Origin of the sequence: Klebsiella sp. X1-16S-Nf21 (assembly GCF_002837615.1) — a bacterium.
GTDB lineage: Bacteria > Pseudomonadota > Gammaproteobacteria > Enterobacterales > Enterobacteriaceae > Klebsiella > Klebsiella variicola.
Genome location: NZ_PJDK01000019.1, coordinates 12,049 through 28,854, shown reverse-complemented (window position 1 = coordinate 28,854; position 16,806 = coordinate 12,049). Strand labels below are relative to the sequence as shown.

At 59.4% G+C, this 16,806-nt stretch carries 18 protein-coding genes; 6 read left to right on the top strand and 12 right to left on the bottom strand.

The genetic code is table 11. The features are described 5' to 3' along the window. Window positions 1-3: 3 nt before the first annotated feature. The 8 genes from CW267_RS11070 to rppH all read right to left on the bottom strand — a co-directional run bounded on the left by CW267_RS11070 (window position 4) and on the right by rppH (window position 6,722). Window positions 4-327, bottom strand: coding sequence for a prepilin-type N-terminal cleavage/methylation domain-containing protein (locus CW267_RS11070; protein WP_008806325.1), 324 nt, complete (start codon window positions 325-327; stop codon window positions 4-6). Further along, window positions 312-719 carry a DUF2509 family protein gene (locus CW267_RS11065; RefSeq protein ID WP_046621764.1) on the bottom strand — a complete coding sequence of 136 codons (408 nt, stop codon included), beginning with the start codon at window positions 717-719 and terminating at the stop codon, window positions 312-314. The genes CW267_RS11070 and CW267_RS11065 overlap by 16 nt, the downstream gene beginning before the upstream one ends. Then, window positions 716-1,273, bottom strand: a complete 558-nt coding sequence (locus tag CW267_RS11060; RefSeq protein WP_023298179.1) for a prepilin peptidase-dependent protein — start codon at window positions 1,271-1,273, stop codon at window positions 716-718. Before CW267_RS11060 ends, CW267_RS11065 begins: the two co-directional genes overlap by 4 nt. Then, the gene (locus tag CW267_RS11055; protein WP_016161770.1) at window positions 1,270-1,821 is read right to left on the bottom strand and encodes a prepilin peptidase-dependent protein; all 552 of its coding nucleotides are present in this window, start codon (window positions 1,819-1,821) and stop codon (window positions 1,270-1,272) included. Before CW267_RS11055 ends, CW267_RS11060 begins: the two co-directional genes overlap by 4 nt. Before the next feature lie 189 nt (window positions 1,822-2,010). Beyond that, window positions 2,011-2,805 (bottom strand): thymidylate synthase, encoded by a 795-nt coding sequence (gene thyA / locus CW267_RS11050; protein WP_008806329.1) that lies wholly within the window; start codon window positions 2,803-2,805, stop codon window positions 2,011-2,013. Window positions 2,806-2,811: 6 nt separating this feature from the next. Then, entirely contained in the window at window positions 2,812-3,687 is an 876-nt protein-coding gene (lgt, locus tag CW267_RS11045; protein ID WP_002915934.1) for a prolipoprotein diacylglyceryl transferase, read from the bottom strand. A gap of 245 nt (window positions 3,688-3,932) precedes the next feature. Further along, complete coding sequence (gene ptsP, locus CW267_RS11040; protein WP_100781243.1) at window positions 3,933-6,179, bottom strand: phosphoenolpyruvate--protein phosphotransferase; 2,247 nt, start codon at window positions 6,177-6,179, stop codon at window positions 3,933-3,935. 12 nt (window positions 6,180-6,191) lie between these two features. Beyond that, the gene (rppH, locus tag CW267_RS11035) at window positions 6,192-6,722 is read right to left on the bottom strand and encodes an RNA pyrophosphohydrolase (RefSeq protein ID WP_004205443.1); all 531 of its coding nucleotides are present in this window, start codon (window positions 6,720-6,722) and stop codon (window positions 6,192-6,194) included. Window positions 6,723-7,175: 453 nt separating this feature from the next. On the opposite strand from rppH, the gene CW267_RS31580 reads away from it, so the two are divergent. The 5 genes from CW267_RS31580 to CW267_RS11010 all read left to right on the top strand — a co-directional run bounded on the left by CW267_RS31580 (window position 7,176) and on the right by CW267_RS11010 (window position 10,480). Next, on the top strand, window positions 7,176-7,319 hold the full coding sequence (locus CW267_RS31580; RefSeq protein WP_012540652.1) for a hypothetical protein: 144 nt from the start codon (window positions 7,176-7,178) through the stop codon (window positions 7,317-7,319). 85 nt (window positions 7,320-7,404) lie between these two features. Further along, window positions 7,405-8,100 (top strand): DNA mismatch repair endonuclease MutH, encoded by a 696-nt coding sequence (gene mutH, locus CW267_RS11025; RefSeq protein ID WP_008806331.1) that lies wholly within the window; start codon window positions 7,405-7,407, stop codon window positions 8,098-8,100. Between the two features lie 63 nt (window positions 8,101-8,163). Next, on the top strand, window positions 8,164-8,877 hold the full coding sequence (locus CW267_RS11020) for a TerC family protein (RefSeq protein WP_004205441.1): 714 nt from the start codon (window positions 8,164-8,166) through the stop codon (window positions 8,875-8,877). A 123-nt stretch (window positions 8,878-9,000) separates the two neighbouring features. After that, window positions 9,001-9,219 (top strand): YgdI/YgdR family lipoprotein, encoded by a 219-nt coding sequence (locus CW267_RS11015; RefSeq protein ID WP_002915974.1) that lies wholly within the window; start codon window positions 9,001-9,003, stop codon window positions 9,217-9,219. A gap of 220 nt (window positions 9,220-9,439) precedes the next feature. Further along, entirely contained in the window at window positions 9,440-10,480 is a 1,041-nt protein-coding gene (locus CW267_RS11010) for an NADP(H)-dependent aldo-keto reductase (protein WP_008806332.1), read from the top strand. A 104-nt stretch (window positions 10,481-10,584) separates the two neighbouring features. On the opposite strand, the gene lplT is transcribed toward CW267_RS11010, so the two are convergent. After that, on the bottom strand, window positions 10,585-11,778 hold the full coding sequence (gene lplT, locus CW267_RS11005) for a lysophospholipid transporter LplT (protein ID WP_012967281.1): 1,194 nt from the start codon (window positions 11,776-11,778) through the stop codon (window positions 10,585-10,587). Continuing rightward, window positions 11,771-13,930: a bifunctional acyl-ACP--phospholipid O-acyltransferase/long-chain-fatty-acid--ACP ligase gene (aas, locus tag CW267_RS11000; protein ID WP_012540651.1), complete on the bottom strand. Its 2,160-nt coding sequence runs from the start codon at window positions 13,928-13,930 to the stop codon at window positions 11,771-11,773. The genes lplT and aas overlap by 8 nt, the downstream gene beginning before the upstream one ends. A gap of 620 nt (window positions 13,931-14,550) precedes the next feature. Between aas and galR the strand changes: the two genes are divergently transcribed. Further along, complete coding sequence (gene galR, locus CW267_RS10990; protein WP_008806335.1) at window positions 14,551-15,567, top strand: HTH-type transcriptional regulator GalR; 1,017 nt, start codon at window positions 14,551-14,553, stop codon at window positions 15,565-15,567. Here galR and CW267_RS10985 read toward each other — a convergent pair. Together CW267_RS10985 and CW267_RS10980 are read right to left on the bottom strand one after the other, a co-directional pair. Next, window positions 15,528-16,007, bottom strand: coding sequence for a GNAT family N-acetyltransferase (locus CW267_RS10985; RefSeq protein WP_023323237.1), 480 nt, complete (start codon window positions 16,005-16,007; stop codon window positions 15,528-15,530). The genes galR and CW267_RS10985 overlap by 40 nt on opposite strands. Beyond that, window positions 16,004-16,777 carry a GntR family transcriptional regulator gene (locus CW267_RS10980; protein WP_008806337.1) on the bottom strand — a complete coding sequence of 258 codons (774 nt, stop codon included), beginning with the start codon at window positions 16,775-16,777 and terminating at the stop codon, window positions 16,004-16,006. The genes CW267_RS10985 and CW267_RS10980 overlap by 4 nt, the downstream gene beginning before the upstream one ends. Window positions 16,778-16,806 lie beyond the last annotated feature (29 nt).

Genomic DNA, 16,806 nt, shown 5'->3' with positions numbered 1-16,806 from the left:
TGACTACTGACTAACCGGGCAATGCAGCCGGGTCATCTGCACCCGCTTGGCAACGGGCATACTGATCGTTACCGTGATGCTGACACATCTTTGCGTCGATGTCTGCATACGGCTTACCTGCCCGCGAGCCGGCGAGGGCGGCGCGGAGAGCTGGCTATAGCGCCACGCGTCGCGCCACAGCTGACGGGTCTGGTTCAACTGGACAATTCCTTGCGCCATTCCGCGCTGATAGCCGCCCAGCGCGGTGACCGTCAGCACCATCAGCGCCATCGCCAGCACCGTCTCCGGCAGGCTAAACCCCCGCTGATGCTTCAGGGCATTTGACATAAGCTCACCTCCCTGAGCGGGCAAAAATCGCTCCAGCCGTGGGCGGAAAAACGCACCTGCCCGCCGCGCACCTCGCCGGACTGCCAGACCTGCACCTCGCCGCTGGCGCTGCTGAGCAACAGTGAACCGTCGCCGAAGATACGCAGGCAGGCGCGCCAGCCCTGCGGCGTCTGCTCCCGGCAGGCCAGCGGCAGCTGCGCCGACCAGGCCTGTTGTTTTCCCCACTGCAGCGCCGAATGGGCTATCGCCGTATCGCGGATCGCCTGCGTTTCGCTGGCGGTTTGCGCCAGCAGCGCCCGCTGCTGCAGGTTAAGCCCCTCGAGTAACAGGCTGCCGAGGGTCAGCAACAGGAGCACCATCAGCAGCGACGACATTCCACGCTGACGGCTCACAGGTTATACCCCGTCACCCGCTGCTCAACCTCGCTCGTCAGGCCCCTCTGTTGCGCGGAGCGCGCCGCCAGCGTCACGCTCAGCTCCGGCGCGAAGCCCGAGGTGACCTGACGTTGTACCGAGAAGCGCGTCACCACGATGGCGGCCGGGTTGGTGATTTTCTCCCATCCGCCCCCGCGGCAGTCGCTGGCCCCGCGCAAGGTCTCCAGCGCGCCGTCGCGCAGGCGAAAGCCGGTGCTCTCCGCCGCTGCCGCGGGGGAGGTTTCCCATCTCCCGTTGCTGTTCGCATCCCAGCGCACAATCAGACACTCGCCATCAGCGGCTAGCTCCAGCCCGGCTCCGCCGCACGCTCCCCGGCAGTACCCGGCGCGCTGGAGATGTTTTCCCACGGCATGCACGCGCTGCCACAGCTCGTTCTCCAGGGCCAGCTGTTCGCCCTGGCGCAGAATATGACGCTGCAGGGCAGGCAGAAAACGGCAGGCCCCCATCAGCAGCAGCGAGCCGATGGCCATGGCGATAAGCGCCTCCGCCAGGGAAAATCCTCGACTGTTCACTGACACCCTCCTGCGCTGTCACTGCGGCATAAACGAATCCGCCCCCAGTGTGAGATCACAATACTCCAGCTGCCGGCCGCGCTCTGCAGCCGCAGATTCCCCGCCCAGGCGGTGCTACGCAGACCATAAAACCCCAGACCAGGCGTAACGCCAGCCAGCGTGATCCCCGGCCAGCGCGGGCGCAGCGTGAAGGATGTCCCCGAGGCGCATTCCGGCCCCTCCCCCTCCGCGCTCAGGCACCAGCCCACTTCGTCCTGGCCGACGCGAAGCACGCGGTCCCGGTTGTACGCGTTGGCGTCATCGCGCAGAAAGAGCAGAAAATCCCGCACCTGGACGGCGGTTTGCCACAGTTGTTGCTGTTGCTGCCAGCGCTGCCAGCCGTACAGGCCGCCGACGCTGAGGATCATCATCAGTGTCAGCGTTACCAGGGTTTCCATCAGGGTGTAGCCATGTTCTCTGTTCATGGCGTCGAGTATGCCGCGGCGGTTGACCCTGGCGCGACGACGGAAAATAGCTTTCCCGGCCAGATACGCAAAAAAGGTTTGCATACTCGACAGAGGAACATTTTTTTGCGAGCGTCTACCCAACTTCGCCCACCGCAACCGCCGGGGGGGCAGTGGGCAGGCTGAAGCGACCTTATCCCTGTGGCTATGGAGATAGCCTCCATTCTGATGGTGCAAAAGGCATAAAAAAACCGGCGCCATCGGGCGCCGGTTGGTCATCTCTGCAGGGGAGGGTTAAATCGCCACCGGCGCTTTAATGCCCGGGTGCGGATCGTAACCTTCAATCTCGAAGTCTTCAAAACGGTAGTCGAAAATCGACGCCGGTTTGCGTTTGATGACCAGCTTCGGCAGCGGACGCGGTTCGCGGCTCAACTGCAGGTTGGTCTGCTCAAGATGGTTGCTGTACAGATGGGTGTCGCCGCCGGTCCAGACGAAATCACCGACCTGCAGATCGCACTGCTGCGCCACCATATGCACCAGCAGCGCGTAGCTGGCGATATTGAACGGCAGGCCGAGGAATACGTCACAGGAGCGCTGATACAGCTGGCAGGAGAGCTTGCCGTCAGCGACGTAGAACTGGAAGAAGGCGTGGCACGGCGCCAGCGCCATTTTATCCAGCTCGCCGACGTTCCACGCCGAGACGATGATCCGGCGGGAGTCCGGGTCGTTTTTCAGTTGGTTCATCACCGTGGTGATCTGGTCGATATGACGACCGTCCGGCGCAGGCCAGGAACGCCACTGTTTGCCGTAGACCGGCCCCAGGTCGCCATTTTCATCTGCCCACTCGTCCCAGATGGTGACGTTGTTGTCGTGCAGATAGGCGATGTTGGTGTCGCCCTGCAGGAACCACAGCAGTTCATGGATGATGGAGCGTAAATGACAGCGCTTGGTGGTCACCAGCGGGAAGCCTTCCTGCAGGTTAAAACGCATCTGATGGCCGAAAATAGAGATCGTGCCAGTGCCGGTGCGGTCATTTTTTGGCGTGCCCTCGGTGAGCACTTTCTGCATCAAATCAAGATACTGTTTCATGGTTCCTCAAGAATTCTGTTGCTGCGGACGATGGCGGTAAGCCCAAACCATCATGATGATACCCGCAAGCACCATCGGGATCGAAAGAATCTGCCCCATGCTGATGTACTGCACCCAGCCGCCGGTGAACTGGGCGTCGGGCTGGCGGAAGAATTCCACGATGATGCGGAACAGGCCGTAGCCAATCAGGAACAGACCGGAAACGGAGCCGGTCGGGCGCGGTTTACGGATAAACAGGTTCAGGATCAGGAACAGCACCACGCCTTCCAGCGCCAGCTCGTACAGCTGCGACGCGTGACGCGGCAGCGCGCCGTAGGTATCGAACAGCGATTGCCATTCCGGATGCGTCGGCAGCAGCGCCAGGTCTTCGGCACGGGAGCCCGGGAAAATCATCGTGTAGTGGAAGCTCGGGTCCACGCGGCCCCACAGCTCACCGTTGATGAAGTTGCCCAGACGTCCGGCGCCAAGGCCAAACGGGATCAGCGGCGCGATAAAATCGGAGACCTGGAAGAAGGTGCGTTTGGTGCGTCTGGCGAAGATAATCATCACCAGGATCACGCCGATCAGGCCGCCGTGGAACGACATGCCGCCGTCCCAGACGCGGAACAGATACAGCGGATCGGCAAGAAATACCGGCAGGTTGTAAAACAGCACGTAGCCGATACGGCCGCCCAGGAAGACGCCGAGGAAGCCCGCGTAGAGCAGGTTTTCCACTTCATTTTTCGTCCAGCCGCTGCCCGGACGATTCGCCCGACGGGTGGCCAGCCACATCGCAAAGACAAAGCCCACCAGGTACATCAAACCGTACCAGTGGAGGGAGACCGGGCCTAGAGAAAAAATGACCGGATCGAACTCCGGAAAATGCAGGTAGCCACTATTCATCTGTCACCATAAAGACTTGTTATTCCGCCGAAAGTGGACAGCGGTGATGATCTATGCCCGATAAAAACGGGCACGCCGAAGGAGGCGAATCATAGCATAAGCCTGGAGTGCGATCCGCGCCGAACGTGTAAAAGATATGTATACGGATGCTAACAGAATGCCGTTTTCCCGGCGGTACCCTATTTTGCCGGATGGTGCGAGCAGAGGATCCCCGGGTTACGGCTTACGCCTCACCCGGGCTACCGCTACCGCCCGCCGCGGATCAGGCCGCCGAGACCGCGACGCTCCATAAAGGCCGCCACCTGATGGCGCACCTCAGCGGTCATCTGGGCATCAAGGCTGCGACGCGACAGCTCCTGCGCCTCTTCGATATCAATGCGGCGCAGCAGATATTTCACCCTCGCCACCGAGCGGCCGTTCATCGACAGATGGCGATAACCGAGGCCGATAAGGATCGTCACGCACATCGGGTCGCCCGCCATCTCGCCGCACAGTCGCAGATCGATGCCAAAGCGCTCCGCGTCATGGGCGATCATCGCCAGCGCCCGCAATACCGCCGGATGCAGGCTGTCATACATGCTGGCGACCCGGGTATTGTTGCGGTCGACGGCCAGCAGGTACTGGGTCAGGTCGTTCGTCCCTACCGAGATAAAATCGATCCGACTGGCCAGCTGCGGCAGCATAAAGACCATCGACGGGACCTCCAGCATCACCCCCAGGCGCGGACGTGGGATGGCGTAGCCGATCATCTCTTCCACTTCCCGGCTGGCGCGGTCGATCAGCCGACGGGCCTCATCCACCTCCTCCAGACTGGTCACCATCGGCAGCAAAATGCTGAGGTTGCCGGTGGCGGCGTTGGCGCGCAGCATCGCCCGCACCTGGATCAAAAAGATCTCCGGCTGATCGAGGGTGATGCGGATCCCGCGCCAGCCGAGGCACGGGTTCTCTTCGCTGATCGGCATATACGGCAGCTGTTTATCCGCGCCGATGTCCAGGGTACGCAGGGTCACCGGTTTGCTGTTAAACATCTGCAGCATGCCCTGATACTGGGCGACCTGCTCCTCTTCAGAGGGGAAGCCGCTCTGCAGCATAAAGGGAATTTCGGTACGGTAGAGGCCAATGCCGTCAACAAAGCTGCCGAGCTTCTCTTCGTGCTCCGGGCTTAAGCCGGCGTTGAGCATGACTTTCACCCGCTCGCCGCTTTTCAGCTCCGACGCGCGCTGGAGATCGTCCTCCGCCAGGCGGCTGAGCTCGTTCTCTTCGCTAATAAGGCGCTGATATTCCTGCAACAGGACAGGTTCGGGATCCACCAGCAGCTCACCGCGATAGCCATCGACAATCAGCGTATGGCCATGCAGCAGAGAGGGCTGGATATCGGCGCCCATCACCGTCGGGATCCCGAGGGCGCGTACCATAATGGCGGCATGGGAGTTGGCGGCGCCATCGCGCACCACCACACCGACCAGACGATCCTGCGGCACTTCGGCGAGGGTGGTGGCCGACAGCTCGTCCGCCACGAGGATAATGCGCGCCGGCCAGGTGTTGGGCCCCTGAATGCTGTCGTCGAGATGGAACAGCAGACGCTGACCCAGGGTACGCAGATCGCCGGCCCGCTCTTTCAGATAACCGTCGCTGAGCGCGGCAAACTGTTCGGCGAACTTCTCAATGATCTTTTTGACCGCCCACTCGGCCACCGCGCCTTTGTCGACTTCGGCAAACAGCTCGCGACGCAGGCGGGCGTCGGAGAGGAGGTGCGAGTAAAGATCGAAGATCGCCGCCGTCTCTTTTTGCGCGCCGGCAGCATAGCGTTTGCTGTAGCGACGAAATTCGTTAGCCGCCTCTTCCAGCGCGCCGGTCAGGCGTTCGCGTTCCGAGGCGGTGTCCAGCGTCGAGGCTTCATACACCTGCTCCATCAGCGGCAGGCTGACGTCCATCCAGCCCTCGGCGATCGCCACCCCGGAAGAGGCCGGGAGGGCGCGAATGCGCGTCTGACGATACTGGCCGAACAGGGCGTTCAGCTGGGACTGGGAGAGGATCGCCGCCATCTGGGTGGCGAGGGTGACGAGGAAAGACTCTTCGCTTTCATCAAACTGACGCAGCTCGCGCTGCTGGACCACCAGCACGCCCAACAGCTGGCGGCGCTGAATGATCGGCACGCCAAGGAAGGCGCGGAAGCGGTCCTCTTTGACGGCAGGGATATATTTGAAGCTGGGGTGTTTTTGCGCATCGGCGAGGTTGATGGGCTCCGCCAGGCGGCCAACCAGACCCACCAGGCCTTCATCGAACGCCAGCGCAACGGTGCGCCCGCGAGGTTTTTTTAACCCGCGGGTGGCCATCAGGTAATAGCAGCGTCGGTCATTGTCAGCCAGGTAAACCGAGCAGACTTCCGTCTCCATCGCCTGGCAGACATCCGTCACCAGAATATCCAGCGCCTCGTTTAAACGCGACGCACTCGCGACCTTCTCGACTATTTCTCGCAACCGAGTGAGCATAATGTGCGTGGCTTAACCTCTTTTACGTCGATAAGCAGGCGCGCTTTGCGGCTTAGGTGCACTCTCCGCCAGCGACATGGTCACGCTGGCGAACTCTTTCATCACCCGGCGGTAGACGTCGCGCTTGAACGACACCACCTGGCGGACCGGGTACCAGTAACTCACCCAGCGCCAACCATCAAATTCTGGTGTACTGCTGGTTTGCATATTGATGTCCGCATCGTTGCCGATCAACTGCAAAAGAAACCACTTTTGTTTCTGGCCGATACAAACCGGCTTTGTGTCCCAACGCACCAAACGTTTAGGCAACTTGTAACGCAGCCAGTTACGGGTTGAGGCAAGGATCCGCACATCTTTACGGCTTAACCCGACCTCTTCAAACAATTCCCGATACATCGCCTGCTCTGCGGATTCTCCTGGATTTATGCCCCCTTGCGGGAACTGCCACGAGTGCTGACCATAGCGCCGGGCCCACATGACCTGGCCCTGACGATTACAGATTACAATACCGACATTTGGGCGGTAGCCATCGTCATCAATCACCGGACTACCTCAAGATAAGCTTCAATGTGAATGATTGTTTCACACTCGCCGGAAACGGTAAACCACTCTGTTCGCACACTGAGAACGGATAACATTTGAATAACTCACAGTAATGGCCAGAGTTATAAACAACGAATGCGGCTTAGGCCCTATTTTATTCACTTTTTCTGTGGATAGAGTTGTGAAGAAGTACGGAATTACCCCGGGAAAACCCGGAGTAATCTGAACATCGCACCGCTAACACCTTAAAATAATGATAGCATATTCATCAAGTTAGAATATATTCCTTTCATTTATTACAACGTAACGTGACGATCATCACATATGCGATCCGCTGACTGATGAAAGATCGAGCAATGTCGATTTTATCCACAGATTACGCGCAGACCGCGGGCAGGTTTTCTCTAAAATTTCGATTTTCGTCGCACGTCAAGGCTGTAAATCGAACCAGTAGTGAGGCTTTTCCCCAGTTATCCCAATTTTCTGTGGATAACATGGTGTAAGATCCTGTTTATTGTCAGTGACCAGTTCTGGAAAACCTGTTTTCACGGTTTTCACCCGCGGCGCAATAAGTTTAAAAACTCATATAAATCATGACATTGGTATAGTTACTCAGAAAACGGTAAACTCTATCCACAACGCGCAAAAATAGCGCTCATTTTTTAGCCAAAGGTAGCGCCCTATGCCCACTATCGCCCCTCTCTCCTCGCCGCCGCAAAGTCAGGAACAGTTGCTGGCCCAGGCCCGTCAGCTGGCTGGCTATTCGCTGGGCGAGCTGGCGGCGCTGGCCGGGATCCCCATTCCGCGCGATCTGAAACGCGATAAAGGCTGGACGGGCATTCTGCTGGAGCTGTGGCTGGGCGCCAGCGCAGGCAGTAAACCCGAGCAGGATTTCGCCGCGCTGGGGGTCGAGCTCAAAACGATCCCCATCGACAGCCGGGGGCGTCCGCTGGAGACCACCTTCGTCTGTGTCGCCCCGTTAACCGGCAATAGCGGCGTCACCTGGGAGAGCAGCCATGTGCGGCATAAGCTGCAGCGCGTCCTGTGGATCCCGGTGGAGGGTGAGCGCACCATTCCGCTGGCGGCGCGGCGCGTCGGCGCACCACTGCTGTGGAGTCCGGACGAAGACGAGGAGCGCCAGCTGCGCATGGACTGGGAGGAGCTGATGGATCTCATTGTTCTGGGCGAAGTTGAGCGCATTACCGCCCGCCATGGCGAGGTGCTGCAGTTAAGACCGAAAGCCGCCAACAGCAAGGCGCTGACCGAGGCCATCGGCGCGCACGGGGAGACGATCCTGACGCTGCCGCGCGGCTTTTACCTGAAAAAGAATTTTACCGCCGCCCTGCTCGCCCGCCATTTCTTGTTACAACACGATTAATTTTTTGTTCTGCGTTAGGGCTTGCATATAATTGCTGCTTTCTATTTTGCAGGACTTTGAACAATGTTATTTGCATGGATAACCGATCCTAACGCCTGGCTGGCGCTGGGCACGTTGACGCTGCTGGAGATCGTGCTCGGGATCGATAATATTATTTTTCTCTCTCTGGTCGTGGCCAAGCTCCCCACCGCCCAGCGCGCCCACGCGCGACGGATCGGTTTGATGGGCGCGATGGTCATGCGCCTGGCGCTGCTGGCCTCTATCGCCTGGGTAGTGAAACTGACCAACCCGCTCTTCACCGTCCTCGGTCAGGAGATTTCGTTTCGCGACCTGATCTTGCTGCTCGGTGGGCTATTCCTTATCTGGAAAGCCAGTAAAGAGATCCATGAATCTATCGAAGGTGAAGAAGAGGGGCTGAAGACCAACGTCCACTCCTTTCTCGGCGCTATCGTGCAGATCATGCTGCTGGATATCATCTTTAGCCTCGATTCAGTGATCACCGCCGTCGGCCTGTCGGATCATCTGTTCATCATGATGGCGGCGGTGGTGATTGCGGTGGGGGTGATGATGTTCGCCGCGCGACCTATCGGCGATTTTGTTGACCGCCATCCTTCGGTGAAAATGCTGGCGCTGTCGTTTCTGATCCTCGTCGGCTTTACCCTGATGCTGGAAAGTTTCGACGTTCATGTGCCGAAGGGATACATCTATTTCGCCATGTTCTTCTCTATTGCGGTGGAGAGCCTTAACCTGCTGCGTAATAAGAAAAACCCGCTGTAAACCACAAAATTGCAGCCTGGTCACAGGCTGCAACCCTTTTTCAGACTTTACTGCTTTTTATGTCTCACAAATCAGGCTATTAATAGACGGGTATGGGGTGCAGCTACTCAAGAGGTGATGACGATGAAAAAATGGGCAGTATTGATTTCCGCCGTAGGACTGGCGTTCTCGGTTTCCGGTTGCAGCAGCGATTACGTCATGGCGACCAAAGATGGGCGAATGATCCTGACCGACGGTAAACCTACCGTGGATGACGATACCGGTTTAATCAGTTACGAAGATCAGCAGGGTAATAAAATGCAGATCAATCGTGACGACGTTTCGCAAATCATTAAGCGTTAATCTTTCCCCGTCGGCCCCAGCCTCTGTTGACGCTGCGCTTACCGACAACCAGTCTTTTGAGAAGAGTCGGGACACACCAGGACGCCGCGGGTTCCACCCACCGCCCCTCCTCGTCACCCGGCTTTTTTGATTTTTTACTTCCTCTTTTTCTCACCCTCTGCCATGTTGATACTCCTTTGTCGGGGAATGCCTGACCTTATAAATAAAAAGGAAGCTGGCTATGCAGTATCACCGTATCCCACACAGTTCACTTGAAATCAGCACCCTCGGGCTGGGGACCATGACCTTTGGCGAGCAGAACAGCGAAGCTGATGCCCATCAGCAGCTCGACTATGCGGTCGCCAACGGCATCAATCTGATCGATGTCGCCGAAATGTACCCCGTCCCGCCGCGCCCGGAAACTCAGGGGCTGACTGAAACCTACGTCGGCAACTGGCTGGCGAAACGCGGCAATCGCGAAAAGCTGGTGCTGGCCTCCAAAGTTAGCGGGCCCGCGCGCAATAACGACAGCAGCATTCGGCCCAATCACGTCCTGGACCGCAAAAATATCCGCGAGGCGCTGCACGCCAGCCTGAAGCGGCTGCAGACCGATTACCTCGACCTGTACCAGGTACACTGGCCGCAGCGCCCAACCAACTGCTTTGGCAAGCTGGGTTATACCTGGGCTGATGCCGCGCCCGCCGTGACCCTGCTGGATACCCTCGAAGCGCTGACCGAGTTCCAGCGCGCCGGGAAGATCCGCTACATCGGCGTGTCGAACGAAACCGCCTTCGGCGTGATGCGTTATCTGCACCTGGCGGATAAGCACGACCTGCCGCGGATCGTGACGATTCAGAATCCTTACAGCCTGCTGAACCGCAGCTTTGAAGTCGGCCTCGCGGAAGTGAGTCAGTTCGAAGGCGTGGAGCTGCTGGCCTACTCCTGCCTGGCTTTCGGCACACTGACCGGGAAGTATCTCAACGGCGCGAAGCCGGCAGGGGCGCGTAACACGCTGTTCAGCCGCTTTACGCGCTACAGCAGCGAGCAGTCGCAGAAAGCGGTAGCGGCCTATGTGGATATCGCCAAACGCCACGGCCTCGATCCGGCGCAAATGGCGCTGGCCTTTGTGCGTCGGCAGCCATTTGTCGCCAGCACCCTGCTGGGGGCGACGACCATGGCGCAGCTGCAGGCCAACGTGGAAAGTTTGCAGCTTGAACTGAGTGAAGAGGTATTAGCGGAGATTGAGGCGGTGCATCAGGTTTATACCTACCCGGCACCGTAAGAAAGCAAAGCCCCGGGTAGCGGCGTATACGCCACCACCCGGGCTACCGAAGAGCAGACATTGATGAACCCGTCGCCCGGTTAAGCGCAGCGCAAGCCGGGAGGTTATTTACGCCGCCCCCAGACCCACAGCGCGGCGATGGCCACGGCAAAGACCGCGCCAAACCCTATCCCAACGGCGACCGGCGGAACGCCCACGCTCACCGCCAGGGAATAGAGCCCCAGCATCAGCAGCATCGCCACGTTTTCGCCCAGGTTCTGTACCGCAATGGCGTTACCTGCCCCGACCGAATGTTTCCCACGCTCCTGCAGCAGCGCGTTCAACGGTACGATAAAGAACCCGCCGAACACCCCGAGCAGTAACAGCAGACCGAACGCCGGCAGCAGCGACTGCTGCACCGCAAAGGCCATCACCGCGATACCGATCAATATTCCCGCCGGCATACAGCGCGATACCGTCTCCAGGGTCACCAGCTTCGCCGCCGCCCCGGCCCCCAACACAATCCCCACCGCCACCATCGCATTAAGATAGGTAGGCATGGCGTTGCTGGTAATGCCCAGCGCCACCGGCACCCAGATCACCAGCAGGAAGCGCAGGGTCACGCCAGCGCCCCAGAACAGGCTGGTCCCCATCAGCGAAAAGCGGGTTTCGCCGTTGCGCCACAGCGTGCGGCAGGCGCTGAAGAAGCTGTGCGTCATTGGCTTAAAACGCCACGACTGCCCCGGGCGCGCCGCCGGCAGCTTGGGTATCCACAGGTTAGCCACTACCGCCCCGCCGTAGACCAGCGCGCAGACGATCAGCGCCGCCAGCACGTGCCAGTCGGCGAGGATCCCGCCGGCCATGGAGCCCAGCAGGATCGCCGCGATGGTCGAGGACTCCATCAGTCCGTTAGCCTTCACTAACTTATCGCCGGTAGTCAGTTCGCCGAGAATGCCATACTTGGCCGGCGAATAGGCGGCGGCGCCAATCCCCACCAGCGTATAGCCGATAAACGGATTGACACCGAAGCAGATGCAGCCGGCGCCGAGCAGCTTCAGACCGTTGGCCACCATCATCACCCGGCCTTTGGCAAAGCTATCGGCAAACTGGCCGACAAAAGGAGCAAAAAGAATGTAAGCGCCCACAAACAACATCTGCAGGACCGGCTGGCTCCACTCCGGATAATAGAGCTGCTTCATCAGCGCCAGGGTGGCGAAGAGAAGCGCATTGTCGCCGAAGGCCGACAGGAACTGGGCGCAGATCACCGCCAGCATCCCTTTCGAGTACAGCGAAGGGTTAGTATGTACTGACTCACTCATGGGTTGTTTCCGCCTCGTCGACCATGTTTTTCAGGGTGACATAGTCTGGCTTGCCGCTGCCCAGCACCGGCAGTTGCTTCAGCCAGCGTATATCTCGCGGTACCGCCAGCTCCGGTACTCCGTGCTGGCGAGCGTAGCGCAGCAGGGCTTCGCGAGTCAGTTCATTATCGGTGGTAAACAGCACCAGCGCCTCGCCTTTGCTGGCGTCCTGCTTAATCGCCGTGGCGTGCATTTTGTCCGGCGACGCGCCGAGGGCCACCTGCTCCACCATCTCGAGGGAGATCATCTCGCCGGCGATTTTGGCAAAGCGCTTCGCGCGGCCCTGGATGCGAACATAGCCCTGCTCGTCGAAGGTGACGATATCGCCGGTGTCATACCAGCCCGCTTCCTTCTCGCCGTGCTGGTTTTCCGCCGCTGGCGCTTCCAGCACCCCGGGGTTTTCCACCCGCAGGTAGCCTTTCATGATGTTCGGCCCTTTTAGCTGCAGCCGCCCCCCTTGCTCAATGCCTGGCATCGCCAGCAGGCGGGCGTCCATCCCCGGCAGGATACGGCCCACGGTGCCGACCTTCGCCGCCATCGGTACGTTAATCGATACCACCGGCGCGCACTCGGTCACGCCATAGCCTTCGAGAATGCGCAGGCCGAATTTATCCTGCCACAGCTGTTTGGTGCTCTCCTGCAGCTTCTCCGCCCCGGCGACCACATAGCGCAGGCGATAGAAATCATACGGATTAGCGAAGCGGGCATAGTTGGCGAGGAAGGTCGAGGTACCGAACAGCACCGTGCAGTTGCGATCGTAGACCAGCTCCGGCACCACGCGATAGTGCAGCGGGCTGGGATAGAGAAACACTTCTGCCCCGGTAAACAGCGGCGTCAACAGGCCGACGGTGAGGCCAAAGGAGTGGAACAGCGGCAGCGCCGACATAAAGCGGTCGTTGGCGGTAAAGTCGGCGATAGTTTTGATCTGCTCGACGTTGGCCAGCAGGCTCTTATGGCTGTGCACCACCCCTTTCGGATTGCCCTCCGAGCCGGAGGTGAAGAGGATCATCGCCGCGTCTTCCGGCTGCTGCTTAACCTGCGCCAGACGCGGCGCCAGCAGATGTCCGAAAATCCATAGTTTGTCAGCGAGGGTGATATCACCTTTAAGATCTTCGAGGAATACCCAGCGCACCTGGGTCAGTTGCTCCGGCAGATGCCAGAGTTTGCCTTTATCGAGGAAGGTGCGTGAGGTAAAAATAGTGTTGATTTCCGCGGCGGCTATCGCGCTGCTGAGCCCTTTCACCCCGGCGGTATAGTTCATCATCGCCGGAATACGCCCGCGGGCGATAGCGCCGAAAATCACCGCCGCGCTGATGCCGGCGTTAGGCAGCATCAGGCCAATCTTTTCGCCCCGCTGGCTGTATTTTTCCAGAATGCGGGCGACAAACAGGGTTTTGGTCAGCAGCTTGCGATAGGTATCCGGCTGGAAGTTGATATCCTCCACGCAGGGTTTGCGCGCGCCGAAGCGGTCCTGTGCCGCCAGCAGCGATTCATACAGGGTTTCCCGCGGACGCACTGCCATCCGGGCTTCCATCATGATTTGATGCAGCATTTCCCCGGCGATTTTCCGCCGGTCGCGGGCGCGCGGCGCCTCGGGCATCGGCAGATGGGTGGGCGGCAGCAGATGCAGCTGAATACGCGGGAACAGGCGACGCTTCACCAGCCCCTTCAGCCGGCTGAAGGGCGTCAGTTCGGCGCCGTCAATGCGTAGCGGCACGATGGTCGCCTGCGATTTGGCGGCGACAAAGGCGGCGCCGTCATAAATTTTCATCAGCGAGCCGCTAACCGAAATTCGCCCTTCCGGGAAGATAACCACCGGCCGCCCCTGCTCAATCAGCCGCACCAGATGTTTGATCGACATCGGTTTGGTCGGGTCCAGCGGTACAAAATCGATAATCGGCGTCAGCGCGCGCATAAACCAGCGCTGGCTGATTGAGGTATAGACCGCAAAAACCGGTCGGACCGGCAAAAACAGCGCCAGCAGAATGCCGTCGAGGAAAGAGACGTGGTTCGGGGTAATTAAGACCTTTTGCTGGTATAAAGCCTGCGTGTCGCCGGTCAGTCTGACCCGGTATAACCCCTTGAACAGCAGTCTGAAAAATCCCAAAAGCATAACAACTCCATATGACCGGTGATGAGTCAAAGCAGGTTACACGAGAAGGCATGGGAAAGCAGTGCAGCGGGGAGATTTTCGGAATAAAAAAAACCTGCGCATCCGCGCAGGTCGGTGTAAGACGTTCAGTACGAAGAGCGTACCTAAGAAACTCACCTATCAATACCTCTGGGATCTCGATTGTCGCGTTTTTTGGCCGTAACGGGCCAGCGGGAAAACGCAAGGGAGTGAGCCTAAGTGCAACCAGGTATTACGATTTTCGCTATCTGTAACAACGCCGATAGCGGGCAAAAAAAAACCTGCGCATCTGCGCAGGCTGGTGTAAGTAAAGTGGTCAACGTGACGTTGACTCCACCTATCAATACCTCTGGGATAGCCAGAATATCAACCGGGTCCGCGAACAAACCAGCGAACATTCGCAACAGCGCATCGCAAAGTGTAAGCAAAGGTTTGTATTTCCCTGCGTCGGTTTCAATTAGCGATGACGTCAATGTAAACAGGTTACCCATAAGCCCGGTCTGAATCACATTTGCGCCATTCCTTCGCCGCCGCGCCTTGAATCTGCCGCTCTTTCCCGTAACATAGCAGTATGTAAACGCTTACCCTATAAAAGGCATGGTATGGCGACAATTAAGGATGTAGCCCGACTCGCAGGAGTCTCCGTCGCTACCGTCTCCCGCGTCATCAATAACTCTCCCAAAGCCAGCGAAGCCTCGCGTCAGTCCGTGGGCGCGGCGATGGAAACCCTGAACTATCATCCCAATGCGAACGCCCGGGCCCTGGCCCAGCAGTCAACGGAAACCGTCGGCCTGGTGGTGGGTGATGTCTCCGACCCCTTCTTCGGCGCGATGGTCAAAGCCGTCGAACAGGTGGCCTACCGCACCGGCAACTTTTTGCTGATTGGCAATGGCTACCACAACGTGCAGAAGGAACGCCAGGCGATAGAGCAGTTGATCCGCCACCGCTGCGCGGCGCTGGTGGTGCACGCCAAAATGATCCCCGATGAGGAACTGGCGGGGTTAATGAAGCAGATCCCCGGCATGGTGCTGATCAACCGCATCCTGCCCGGGTATGAAACCCGCTGCGTGGCGCTGGACGACCGCTATGGCGCCTGGCTGGCGACCCGTCATTTGATCCAGCAGGGGCACACGCGTATCGGCTATCTGTGCTCAAACCACCATATCTCCGATGCGGAAGATCGACTGCAGGGGTACTACGCGGCGCTGGAAGAGAGCGGCCTGCCGTGCAATGACCGGCTGGTCGCCTTTGCTGAACCGGATGAAAGCGGCGGCGAACTGGCAATGACCGAACTGCTTGGCCGCGGCCGCCACTTTAGCGCCGTCGCCTGCTATAACGACTCGATGGCCGCCGGCGCGATGGGCGTACTCAACGACAACGGCATCGACGTCCCGCGGGAAATTTCGCTGATTGGCTTCGACGATGTCCTGATTTCGCGCTATGTCCGTCCGCGGCTGACCACTGTCCGCTACCCGATCGTCACCATGGCGACCCAGGCGGCCGAGCTGGCCTTAGCCCTGGCGGAGTACCGCCCGGCCCCGGAGATCACCCACCTGTTCAGCCCGACGCTGGTGCGCCGTCACTCGGTGGTCGCCCCGCTGGAAGGCGATAAATCGTAGCGATAGAGATGCACGGCGGTGGCCGGGTAATCCAGCCCCTCGCCGATGTAGCGCCAGCCGAAGCGTTCATAGAAATCCCGGCAGGCGGAGTAGAGATAGAGCTCCCGAAAGCCCGCGCGGCGGGCATAATCGATCACATGCCGCTGCAGTTTTCCGGCCAGCCCCTGACCGCGGGCGACGGGCGCGACGTACAGCGCCGCCAGCCAGGGAAACAGATCCTGGCGGCTGATCAAGTCGCAGCGCCAGAGGCCAATCGTGCCGAGCAACTGCTCGCCTTCCACGGCAATAAAGGTCAATGGCAGCGCCTCCGCCGTCTGGCTATGCTGCACAATGCTGGCGAAAAACTCCCGCGGCAGCGTCTCGCCGCCAAAGGCGTGCCACAGCCAGTCGGTTACCTGCGGGGCGTACTGCGGCGCAGCGTACAGCGGCAGGATCGTCATACCAGCTTCCCCTGAAAAATCGGCACCGAGTCGAACAGATAGCCGTCAAAGTCGGGGGCGTCTTCATCGGACAGCTCCAGCAGACTGTTTTTGACGTTTTCCAGATGCTGCCACATCGCCTGCCAGGCGCCCATCACATCGCGACGCCGCAGCGCGGCGAGCAGCGTCTGTCGGTCACCGAGCCACTTCAGCCGCCAGGCGCGGCTGGCAATATGCACATTGAACTGCTGCCACAGTGGGCTGCTGTCCATCTGCAGCCAGATCCGCTCCACCGTCGCCAGCAGCATCTGGTTCTGCGTCGCCCCGGCCAGCACCAGATGGAACAGACGAGCGTTATCCTGCGCGGTGTCGTTGAGGGCGATAGCCCGCTGCTCCTGCTCGACAATCCGCTTCAGATTGTCGATATCGGCGCGGGTGGCCATTTTCGCGGCAAAGGCGGCGATATTACTCTCCAGCAGCTGGCGCGCCTGCAGAATTTCAAACGGACCGACGTCGCTGCTGAGCAGTTGCTCCTCTTCGCTGTCGTTTTCATGGGGAATACGCATGACGTACACCCCGGATCCCTGACGAATATCCACCGTCCCCTGCAGCTCCAGCATCAGCAGCGCTTCGCGCACGATGGTCCGGCTGACGCCGTAGGTTTCGGCAATATGGCGTTCCGGCGGCAAACGCGACCCGACCGGGTAGCGCCCCTGCGCGATCTGGGCGCGTAAGTCATCACCAATCTCCTGATAGGGCTTCTTTTCCGGCGGAATTATCGCTTTTTCCACAAAATCACCTGTGCGTTACATGCCTGCGA